Genomic DNA, 10186 nt, shown 5'->3' on the forward strand with positions numbered 1-10186 from the left:
AAAGCAAGCCTTCTAAGCTTGCTTTGGTTCAGTTATAATGAAATAGTAATTGTCCTTAGTTTTGTTTTTGGTAAAAGAACGAGGAAACCAGTTTAAAGCCCAAATGATTCATACCGAAAAGATGCTCCGTGCTACCGGTAAAGAGAATACCGCCGGTCGTCAAGGAATCAGCGAATTTACGATAAAGCATTTCTTTGGCCTCTTCGGTGAAATAAATGACCACATTACGGCAGGCGAGGAGATCAAACCCCGTATCGAAGCGGTCTGTGAGAAGATTTTGTCGCTGGAAGGTGACACGACCTTTGACCTGATCCTTAACCTGGTACCCGCCATCCACCGGTGTGAAGTACTTTTTGATAATTTCCGGGGTAGTGCTGGCAAAATCCGGTTGTTTATAAATACCTTTTTTAGCATGGTCCAGTACATTAACATCAATATCCGTTGCCAAAATACTAAACCTGGCTTGGGGGAAATATTCCAGCATGGTAATAGCCATTGAATAAGGCTCCTGGCCGCTGGAGCATCCGGCACTCCAGATTTTGAGAGAGGATTTTGTTTCAAGAAGCTTAGGGATAATGACTTCCCTCAGGGTCTTCCACTGGTTCGTATCTCGGAAAAACTGGGTGACATTGATAGTTAAATGTTTAAAAAAGGCATCAAATAAGACCCGGTCATGCTCCAGGGCTTTAATGAATTCCGGGAAGGTTTTGTAGTTGTTTGAGGACATAAAGCTTCTTATACGCCGTTCCATTTGGTTCTGCTTATAGAAGTTAAGGTCAAGGCCGCTTTTCGGATGAAAAGCTTTTATAAACCACTCATATGTATTTGTCTCTAAGTTTACCAAGGAAGCACCTCTTTTCTGATTTGTTTGTATGAGAGAAATTGTACGGCGCATAAAACGGAAATATTTAATACTTACTGATTAGTATTCTAATTTAAATATATTACATATCTATCATAGGAAATTACCCAAATAAGTCAATGATCAATCCCCTAATTTCATCAATTTGTGTTAAAATTTCTAAAGGCTTAGCCTGCTTTTCCAGAACTTTTTGCCCAAGCTCTTCCAAGGCTTTATCGATATCATTGATGCGGGAAAGTACCTTGGGACGCCCTTGAAAATCCCAGAAGGATTCCTCGGAGACCCGGCGGCTTTGGCCGAAGGTGGAGCGTAAGAAGGATTTTATCATATCTTTAAACTCCGAAAGATCACGCAGGGAAAAACTCTCAGCCAATTGTTGCCCTTTTTTCTCTACGCGAGTCAAAAAATCTTGCAGCTCCTGGCTTTGTAACTTCCGGGTTTGGGTAAGAACCTGATTAAAATCAAGGTCCCCCCGTTGGGATGAAGGATTAGAACGGGTGAGGGACTCGAGTTGTTGGGCTCCGTCGATACGAATAGGCATAGATATTCCCCCTGTAATGGTTTCGAAAGGACGTTGTTATGCAGTCAAGACGAGTTTTTGTAAAATTTCTATTGGGTTTGGGTGCTTTTATTTTACCTTGGACCAGCTTAGATAACAAATTAATAATGGCCATAAAACCCTTAATGAAACAACCCCGGGCCAAGCTTTATGTTATCCCGCCGGAAGCACGAACCGTCAAAGAATATTTTCAAGAGGAGCGCTTAAGTCGTGGAATCATGGATGATATCATGGCTTTAACCGCTAAGGAAATGGAAGGTCGCCGCGCCGGGCAAGCAGGAGAAGGAAGAGCATCACAGTATTTATCCAGGGAGTTGAGTATGCTGGGCTTAAAACCCATGGGTGATGAAGAAACCAGCTATGTCCAAGCCTTTACCATTCCCGAGGTAAAGGAAGCCTTTATCGGAAGCCGGTTGACCTTTTCCATCGGTAACCCCGACATGTTGCGCTCTCCCAGCTTGAACATTCTAGGTGGATTAAGCGGAGAAAACGAACGAGAGGTTATCCTTGTTTCCGCCCATTATGATCATCTCGGTACCCATCAAGGTAAGGTTTACCCAGGGGCAAATGATAACGCTTCCGGTGTAGCCTGTGTTTTGGAAGTAATTCGCAGGCTGATTAGGGAGAAGGAGACCCCCAAGAAAAATATCGTATTTGCTTTCTGGAGTGCCGAAGAGATGGGCTTCCTGGGTTCTAAGACCTTTGTGGACAACCCTACCTTTCCCCTCAAAAGGATTAAGGCAGTCATTAACGTAGATACCATCGGCAATGGTATGATCGGCAACTTTGGACTCTGGACGGAAAATAAGTCGGATGTAGCTTTTCAAGCGGTCCAGAAGGCAGCTGCTGAGGCCGGGGCCAGTGCTATGTATGTAGAACGCGAGGGCCACAACAGCGATCAATCGAGCTTCGCCCAAGTCGGTATACCGGCTGTGACCCTTTTGGCCAGGGAATGGCTGGAGAATAACCATACCCCTGAGGATACTATCGGTGATGTAAAAGTCGAGAAAGTTGAGTTGGCGGCGGAGATTGTTTATCGTGCCGTCAAGGAATTGGCGTTTTGATGGGCTTAAGTCCTGGAGTTTTCTCCAGGACTCATTCGGATTTCGTGGCTCCCGGGGACTGTCCGGGCTCCGTTAAGTCGTATTTGGAGCGAAGTATTACCAAGTCTACCCGACGATTTCTTGATCGCCCGGCTTCATTATCGTTAGAGGCAACGGGCCGGTATTCCCCATAGCCTGCGGCGGAAAGCTGTTCGGCGGGGATTTTCTCCTGCATAATATGGACTACATTGGTCGCCCGCAAGACAGACAGCTCCCAGTTGCTAGGAAAACGAGCCGTATTAATGGGAAGATTATCCGTATGTCCTTCCACTTTAATGTAGTTGGGTGCGGAAGCCAAGACATTGTTGATTTTTTCGAGGATTTCCCGGGCTCTAGGTGTTATTTCCGCAGAGCCGCTGGCAAAGAGCAAGGTATCCTGGATACTGATAACCAACCCTCTTTCCTCGATATTGGAGACCAGCTTTGCCTCGATACCATTATCTAGAGCAAACTTATCTAGTTTTTGCTTGATGGCTTCAATAGTCATACTCTCGATATCTGCGTTTCCTCCACCGTTGCCACTTCCTGCTCCATTTTCTTTTTGTGAAGTTTCCCCGGAGGGCTGGGGAGTATTAGTAGGGTAGGTCTCGATTATACTTGGTCCGGAGGGCGTGGTCCCGATTTCTACTTGGGCAGGAGTGCCTCCCCCGAGAGCAATGCTAAGAGATTCGGCAATGGCTTGAAATTTTTCCGCATCGACCTTGCTCATGGAATACATCACAACAAAGAAGATCATCAAGAGGGTGATCAGATCGGAATAGGTAAGAAGCCAACGTTCTGAATTATCTTTTTCCGGTTCTTCTGCACGTTTTCTAGCCATTTGCTCACCTACTCGCTGCGTTCGCTGACTTGCATTGGCACTGACATATTCCCAAGGTGTGTTTTTAGCTTTTCCTTAAGAATAGAGGGATTTTCTCCGGCTTGGATCGAGAGGATGCCATCCATCACCATTTCCATGGCGGCTACTTCGATCTTATCCTTTTGTTTAAGCTTAGTCGCAATAGGCAGATAAAGAATATTGGCAAAGCATACGCCGTAAAGGGTTGCTAAAAAGGCTCCGGCGATAGATTTGGAGAGGGATTCCGGATCTGAGAGATTACCCAAAACGTGGACAAGTCCCATAACTGTGCCGATAATACCTAGAGTGGGGCTATAACCACCGGCGGCCTCAAAGACGGAAATCCCGACTTTGTGGCGTTTCTCCATGACTGCAATATTTGATTCAAGAATTTCCCTGGTAATGTCGGGGTCGGTACCATCGATAACCAGTTGCATCCCCTGACGGGTAAACCGATCCTCCACCATTTCCAACTCTTGTTCGAGGCTAAGGAGTCCTTCCCGCCGTGCCTTTTCGGCAAAACGCACCAGGGTATCATAAGCTTCTAAGGTTCCGTAGCTTTTTTCGGTAAAAGCAATCTTGATCCAAGTGGGAAATTTCTTCATTTCCTGGAGCGGAAAACTGGCGAATACCGCGCCAAATGTTCCCCCGAAAACGATAACGGCAGGGGGAAGAAGGAAGAGGGAGCTTATATGTCCACCCTCAAGCACAAAGCCAATAATTAAGGCCCCAAAACCAAGCAATATACCGAGTATCGATGATATATCCATATAATTTTAGGCCGGAACTTACCCCAAAAGTCACAATATGTATGAGTCCCGGCTACCTCCTTTACCATATGTTTTGTTTGTTGAACTGACCTTGGGCACAGTAGAGTTATCGGAAAAAAGGGCGAAAAACTTAATAGGGCTAAAGACCTATTGCATAAACATACCATCCAACCACATGCTGAATAAAGTCATCCTGAGCACCGCGAAGGATCTTAACCCGAAACATCAGCTGTTTATTTATATTTATAGTAAAAAATTGGGGCCGGAATAGTCAAGAGTTGAAGTAATTTATCAGGCTCGACATGAGATGCCATAATATGTTAAACTTTGGGTATAAGGTTAACGGGGGGTATTAATGATGAGCCAAGAAGTTAAAGAAGTTGCATCATCAAAGAATTATCAGACAAGAAAATATTCCTACGCAGATTATTTGACCTGGGATGATGATACCCGTGTGGAATTGATTGAAGGCATCTCTTATGACATGACAGCTGCTCCCTCAAGAATTCATCAAAAGATTGTGGGAGAGTTTTTTCGCCAAATTGCCAATTATCTTCTAGACAAACCCTGTGAGGTCTATGTGGCACCATTTGATGTAAGACTTGCCGAGGATAAGGCTAAGGACGAAAACATATTTAATGTGGTTCAGCCTGATATAGCAATTATCTGCGACCGAGAAAAACTGGATGATAAAGGATGCCTCGGTAGCCCGGACTTAGTCATGGAAGTAGTATCTCCTTCAAGTGTTACCAAGGACTATATAAAGAAGCTTAACCTCTACGAGAAATTTCTTGTCGGGGAATATTGGCTAGTTCACCCCGTAGATAAGATCATCATGGTCTATAGATTGGAGCAATCCGGAAAATACGCCAGACCTACTATTTACCCCATTGAGGAAACGATCCCCGTTGGCATTTTTGAGGACCTGACCATTTCTCTGGAGAAGATAATCGAAGAACTATAATCTGGGGCTTATCTAGGATTCTTCGCTCCGCTCAGCTTGACAAGCATTATGTCATCCCGAGCCTTAGCGAAGGATCTTGACCCGAAACATAGGAACATCTAAATATGTCATCCTGAGCCTTGGCGAAGGATCTTTTGAAGAGGAGTCTAGACTCCTTTTTTATGTTATCCGGATATGATAGTGTATGGTCAAGAAGCAAGAAAAATTAAGCACTCTTTGAGGCAAGGGCTAGATATATTGTAAAAAGTAAAGAAATATCAATATTCAAAGACCTAATCTTCGTAAATCCCCTCTTATGTTTCCAAAGAATTTGCCGATAACCATATTAAGATAGTGTGTACGGGAGTGGATTCGATATGAAAATTGATGGAACCTCAATGTCCTCGATTGGCAGTATACAAGCAACGAACCGGGTGGCATCCATCACTCAAAAGGCGGCAATTCATGGCCAAAGCCAAGACGGCATCAAAGTCTCTGATAAAGGACAGGTCTATCAGAGCCTTTTGCAGAAAGTAAAGGAAATCCCTGAAGTTCGGCAGGATCGTATTCGCGAGATCACCGAGCGGATTAATAAAGGGGAATTCAAGATCAATGCTCAAGCAATAGCCGAAAAGCTGCTTGGTCAAGAGTAATTAGTCCGCGAATTTCCTTTGGAGTCCCAAAATATTACTTCTGCCTGTAAGGAGGTTGTACTTGTGCCTGAAATCAAGCAACTTAATGAGAACCTTAAACGCCAAGCAGCCCTCTATAGCGAACTAAAAATCTATGCCGAAAAGAAGCAACAGGCACTGATTAATAACGATCTTCATACGATCGAAGCACTCACCGTGCGCGAAGAACAGCTTCTTCTCGAAGCCTCACGCTTAGAAAAGGAGCGGCTTCTATGGGCGGAGCAAATCGCCCGATACTTGGGGAAAGTTCCCGAAAAAATTACTTTAAAGGAATTAGCAGAGCGTTTTCCCGAATTAACAGAGGTTAAGACCGAATTGGAAAATGTTCTTATGAATTTGAAAGAAGTCAATGAACTCAATAATCAGCTTCTTAAGCAGGCCATGAAAGTGACCGACTTAACCCTTAGCGTGATTACCGCACAACCCGGTGGCAGTACCTATAACCGCCCGGGGGAAAAAGAAAGCTGGTCGAAAAAAGTTCACTTTCTCGATCGAAATATTTAGAGGAGGATTCGTATGCGCTCCACATTTTCCGGTTTAGAGCTGGCAAGGCGGGCACTGGAATCCCAGCAGGTCGCTTTGGATACTACAGGACATAATATTGCCAACGCCAACACCAAAGGCTATACCCGTCAAGTGGTTAATTTACAGGCGACTTTGCCTGACAGGATCCCCGGCATGGGTCACTATTTAAGCGTTGGTACAGGGGTCACCGTCCAAAGCATTGATCGTGCCCGGGATATCTTTATTGATCGGCAATTCCGCTGGGAGAACTCCAAACATGAATACTGGGCAGCCCGTGAAAATACCCTGCAGAAGATCGAAGGGCTTCTCAATGAACCTTCGAATAATAGCTTGAGCAATGATTTGACTCAATTTTGGAATGCCTGGAGTGTGCTGGCCAATAATCCGGAAAACTCAGGTGCCCGTTCCGTCGTTTTGGAAAGAGCGGCGACTATGACCGACACCCTCCATCATATCGACCAACAGATTACCGAATTGCAGAAAAGCCTCGACTCCAGCGTGCGGGTCCAGATCGGCCAGATCAATAACTATGCCAAGCAGATACAGGAACTGAATCTCCAGATTAAGAAGGTCCAAGTCTCCGGGAATAATCCCAATGACCTGTTGGACAAACGGGACACCCTGGTGGATGAGCTTTCCAAGCTGGTCAATGTCCGGGTCGTGGAAAGCCGGGATCCTAACTTTACAGATCGGGAGGTCAATATCTTTAGGCTGTATATCGGTAATGAAAAAGCAACCGACCAGATCCTGGTCGATGATACGAAGGCTTATCAGTTGGAGACTCCTCCTCCGGCTGGAGCGAGCGGAGAACCCTTTGCCAAAGTGAAATGGCCTCCGGGGCATCCAGCATACGACCCTTCGGGGGATAACTCCGTTGATTTGGGTGAAGGCTTGGGAGAGCTCCGTTCCAGCATCTTATTGCGGGGCTCCGGGTTTGAGTATGATCCGCTGGGGGGAGATACCAAAGAGAATGCGCATCTGGCCTACCTGCGGGATCAGTTTAACCAACTGGCCCGAGGTATTGCTGGAGCGGTGAATGCCATTCATAAGACAGGGATAGATAAGGACGGCAATCTGGGAGAAGATTTCTTTACCTCTGCAGATGGAAGCCCAATTAGCGCCCGCAATATTAAAGTGAACAAAGACCTGATCGATGAACCGTGGAAAATTGCCACCGGAAAAGATAACTTTGGCGATGGAGAAGTGGCTAAAGCTCTTAGTTCTCTTGCTACAGGGTGGACAGGGCTTACCGATCTATACCTGAAGAACCCTGGAGGAAATACTATTCTCATCAATCCGGCCACTGGGGCGATAACCACGGATACGGCCGTCGGACGGCCTGTGGCTTGGGCAACGAGTGCGGATATTGCCGCAGGTACTACTTTGAAGTACCCCGTAGGACACGCTTTAGAAGGACAGAATATTCTTATCGATCCGGCTACCGGGCTTATAACCACGAATCCGGCCGATGGTAAACCTGTAGTTTTGGCTCAGACTCCGCCTTTATCGTCAGCTTCCATCGGTGATTATTACGGGGCGGCTCTCGCCGAACTGGGGGTGGATGCCCAGCAAGCTACTCGGATGAAGGAAGGTCAGGCCGTTCTTGTCACCCATATGTATAATCAGCGGCAATCCGTGGTCGGAGTAAACATGGATGAGGAAATTACGAACCTGATCAAATTCCAGAAAAGTTATACCGCGGCAGCGCGGATCGTGACCATGCTGGACAGTATGTTGGATACTATCGTCAACGGCATGGGTGTTACCCGTTAAAATGGAGGAAGGATGGTGAACCGCTTTGCGAATTTCCAATAATATGCTTTCCCGCAATCTACTTCTTAATCTCTGGGCGGCTCAAGGCCGCATAGATAAACTGCAGAATCAAATGTCCACTGGGCAAAAAATTAACCGTCCCTCCGATGATCCTGTGGGGACGGAGAATTCTCTGCGCTTTAAGAACAACATTGCCTACCTGAACCAACTTAAGGCCAATGCCAAGGAGGGCATAGCCTATATGGATACAACAGATGACACCATGGGTGAGATGACCTCTATGATCCAACGGGCCAAAGAACTGGCCGTTCATGCTATGAACACATCCACGGTGAATGACGAGGACCGCAAAAAGATCGCCATTGAAATCGATCAAATCCGGGAGCATGTCATCGAGTTAGCCAATACCAAAGTAGGCACGAAATATATTTTTGGCGGGACGGCCAATGTGGAACCCTTCCCCAAAGGAGCCGCTGACTGGCAAGGCTCCGATGATACGAAGAAATTCCAAGTGGGCAGTGATTTAAGTATCGAAGTCTCGGTCAATGGGCATGATTTATTCGGAGCAGGCTGGGAATATGTCGAAAAGACCCCTTCCACTAATCCTCCCACCTATGAATACAAGAAGGGCAGTGGTTCAGGGATTGCCATGTTTGATACTCTGGCTCAATTGAGTAAAGCTCTGAAAGAATCGAACATCAATGGAGTGGATGATGATGGAACGGGGCCAAATGAAGATGGGGTGCAGGTCCTACTCGCTAAACTGGAACTTCAAGCGGATCACATCTCCGATGTTCGCGCTCAACTCGGTGCGCGGCAAAACCGTATGGATTCAGTCTATACTCAGCTGGATTCCACTTCTGCCAATCTTGGAGATTCCCTCGCCAACGTTCTTTACGCCGATATCGCCGAGACCCTGGTAAACTTTAAAACTCAGGACAGCATTTATCAGGCGGCCCTTTCTGTGGGAACGAAGATAATTCAGCCTTCATTGGCGGATTTCTTGAGGTAAACCGGGATTCGGATAGATTCGAGTAGATGATATAGATTGCTGAATAAAAAAAGTGACTGCCTAAAGGGAGTGTTGCCGGATGCTCCAACTCAATATAAAGAGTTACCCCATTCGCCTGGAATATAATATACGTAATGCCTGGTTAGATATGAAAACCAACCTCCCCAAGGTTGAGATGGAGAACATCCCTCCCCAGTTGCAAATCAGCCAACCGCCCGGGAAATTAACCATTGACAGTACGGAGTATTATCATTCCATAGGCATCAAAACCAGGGCCGCCCTTTCCCAGGAAAACTATGATCGCGGCAGAAAGGCTGCCTTAGAAGGTATTGCCGCCATCGTGGAAAAGGGTAACCGTTTGGCTCAGATTAGCAATCCTGCCAACAATGCCATTGCCGACATGGCTTATGAATCCTGTTTCGAGAAAAAAGGTGAGCTCAGTTTTGAGCCCATCGTCGCCCCCTCTATCCATTATGAAGCCAGCCCGGCTCAGATCGAAGTCATTCCGGGCAAAATTAACTACAATCTGGTAAGGGGAAGAGTAGATGCCGACTACCGGCCTGGAAAGGTGGATATCCGGGTAACTCAATATCCCAGACTGGATATTTCCGTAGTAGATGTTAAAGTGTAGGAGGAACATGCAATGAAGATAGAATCCACACGATTTGGAACCCTCGAAGTGGCCCCTGAACAGATCATTCATTTTCCCCATGGAATTCCTGGCTTTCTCGACGAGAAAGCCTTTGTCCATTTACCCCATGAAGAAAACAGTCCTTTTTCCTTTCTTCAATCCACTGCGGAAGCTGATTTATCCTTTCTGCTGGTGGATCCCTTCCCTTTTATTCCGGAGTACGAGTTTGTCCTTGAGGATGAATTGGCCGGGGAATTGGAACTTTCGGAAGAAAACCCTCCTCAAGTTTTTCTGATTGGTACCGTAAGAGAAAAGATAACCGACATGACAGTCAATCTCTTGGCTCCCATCGTTGTCAATAGGGATAAGGGTATCGGCAGACAGATTATCCTGGACAAAACGGAGTATTCTATCCGCCACAAGCTTTTTCCTGAGACACAAGCTCAGGGAACTCCTGAAGGAGGCGAGTAAGATGCTG

The 10186-nt window shown here is 46.2% G+C and carries 12 protein-coding genes; 8 read left to right on the top strand and 4 right to left on the bottom strand.

Annotated features, from left to right (window positions below; all coding sequences use genetic code 11):
* Positions 1 to 55 precede the first annotated feature (55 nt).
* Entirely contained in the window at positions 56 to 844 is a 789-nt protein-coding gene (locus tag AC1U9U_RS13490; RefSeq protein WP_479961072.1) for a CheR family methyltransferase, read from the bottom strand.
* Between the two features lie 121 nt (positions 845 to 965).
* Positions 966 to 1403 carry a YaaR family protein gene (locus AC1U9U_RS13495; RefSeq protein WP_479961073.1) on the bottom strand — a complete coding sequence of 146 codons (438 nt, stop codon included), beginning with the start codon at positions 1401 to 1403 and terminating at the stop codon, positions 966 to 968.
* A 38-nt stretch (positions 1404 to 1441) separates the two neighbouring features.
* On the opposite strand from AC1U9U_RS13495, the gene AC1U9U_RS13500 reads away from it, so the two are divergent.
* On the top strand, positions 1442 to 2485 hold the full coding sequence (locus AC1U9U_RS13500) for a M28 family metallopeptidase (RefSeq protein ID WP_479961074.1): 1044 nt from the start codon (positions 1442 to 1444) through the stop codon (positions 2483 to 2485).
* 31 nt (positions 2486 to 2516) lie between these two features.
* Here AC1U9U_RS13500 and AC1U9U_RS13505 read toward each other — a convergent pair whose 3' ends face one another.
* Both AC1U9U_RS13505 and AC1U9U_RS13510 read right to left on the bottom strand, forming a co-directional pair.
* On the bottom strand, positions 2517 to 3344 hold the full coding sequence (locus AC1U9U_RS13505; protein WP_479961075.1) for a flagellar motor protein MotB: 828 nt from the start codon (positions 3342 to 3344) through the stop codon (positions 2517 to 2519).
* 8 nt (positions 3345 to 3352) lie between these two features.
* The gene (locus AC1U9U_RS13510) at positions 3353 to 4132 is read right to left on the bottom strand and encodes a flagellar motor protein (protein ID WP_479961076.1); all 780 of its coding nucleotides are present in this window, start codon (positions 4130 to 4132) and stop codon (positions 3353 to 3355) included.
* Between the two features lie 358 nt (positions 4133 to 4490).
* Here AC1U9U_RS13510 and AC1U9U_RS13515 point away from each other — a divergent pair, with 358 nt between their 5' ends.
* From AC1U9U_RS13515 to fliW, 7 genes are all read left to right on the top strand, one after another.
* On the top strand, positions 4491 to 5096 hold the full coding sequence (locus AC1U9U_RS13515) for a Uma2 family endonuclease (protein WP_479961077.1): 606 nt from the start codon (positions 4491 to 4493) through the stop codon (positions 5094 to 5096).
* 356 nt (positions 5097 to 5452) lie between these two features.
* Positions 5453 to 5728: a flagellar biosynthesis anti-sigma factor FlgM gene (gene flgM / locus AC1U9U_RS13520; protein WP_479961078.1), complete on the top strand. Its 276-nt coding sequence runs from the start codon at positions 5453 to 5455 to the stop codon at positions 5726 to 5728.
* 63 nt (positions 5729 to 5791) lie between these two features.
* The gene (locus AC1U9U_RS13525; RefSeq protein ID WP_479961079.1) at positions 5792 to 6271 is read left to right on the top strand and encodes a flagellar protein FlgN; all 480 of its coding nucleotides are present in this window, start codon (positions 5792 to 5794) and stop codon (positions 6269 to 6271) included.
* 12 nt (positions 6272 to 6283) lie between these two features.
* Positions 6284 to 8065: a flagellar hook-associated protein FlgK gene (gene flgK / locus AC1U9U_RS13530; RefSeq protein ID WP_479961080.1), complete on the top strand. Its 1782-nt coding sequence runs from the start codon at positions 6284 to 6286 to the stop codon at positions 8063 to 8065.
* Between the two features lie 25 nt (positions 8066 to 8090).
* Positions 8091 to 9077, top strand: a complete 987-nt coding sequence (gene flgL / locus AC1U9U_RS13535; RefSeq protein WP_479961081.1) for a flagellar hook-associated protein FlgL — start codon at positions 8091 to 8093, stop codon at positions 9075 to 9077.
* A 79-nt stretch (positions 9078 to 9156) separates the two neighbouring features.
* Positions 9157 to 9708: a DUF6470 family protein gene (locus AC1U9U_RS13540; RefSeq protein WP_479961082.1), complete on the top strand. Its 552-nt coding sequence runs from the start codon at positions 9157 to 9159 to the stop codon at positions 9706 to 9708.
* Between the two features lie 12 nt (positions 9709 to 9720).
* Positions 9721 to 10179, top strand: coding sequence for a flagellar assembly protein FliW (gene fliW, locus AC1U9U_RS13545; RefSeq protein ID WP_479961083.1), 459 nt, complete (start codon positions 9721 to 9723; stop codon positions 10177 to 10179).
* The last annotated feature ends 7 nt before the right edge of the window (positions 10180 to 10186 follow it).

This window comes from Desulfitobacterium sp., assembly GCF_982384815.1.

Excerpts from the sequence above, each read along its gene's own strand:
- AC1U9U_RS13505 (WP_479961075.1), bottom strand. The coding sequence starts at position 3,344 with ATGGCTAGAAAACGTGCAGAAGAACCGGAAAAAGATAATTCAGAACGT.
- fliW (WP_479961083.1), top strand. The coding sequence starts at position 9,721 with ATGAAGATAGAATCCACACGATTTGGAACCCTCGAAGTGGCCCCTGAA.
- AC1U9U_RS13515 (WP_479961077.1), top strand. The coding sequence starts at position 4,491 with ATGAGCCAAGAAGTTAAAGAAGTTGCATCATCAAAGAATTATCAGACA.
- AC1U9U_RS13510 (WP_479961076.1), bottom strand. The coding sequence starts at position 4,132 with ATGGATATATCATCGATACTCGGTATATTGCTTGGTTTTGGGGCCTTA.
- AC1U9U_RS13540 (WP_479961082.1), top strand. The coding sequence starts at position 9,157 with ATGCTCCAACTCAATATAAAGAGTTACCCCATTCGCCTGGAATATAAT.
- AC1U9U_RS13495 (WP_479961073.1), bottom strand. The coding sequence starts at position 1,403 with ATGCCTATTCGTATCGACGGAGCCCAACAACTCGAGTCCCTCACCCGT.
- flgK (WP_479961080.1), top strand. The coding sequence starts at position 6,284 with ATGCGCTCCACATTTTCCGGTTTAGAGCTGGCAAGGCGGGCACTGGAA.
- flgM (WP_479961078.1), top strand. The coding sequence starts at position 5,453 with ATGAAAATTGATGGAACCTCAATGTCCTCGATTGGCAGTATACAAGCA.
- AC1U9U_RS13500 (WP_479961074.1), top strand. The coding sequence starts at position 1,442 with ATGCAGTCAAGACGAGTTTTTGTAAAATTTCTATTGGGTTTGGGTGCT.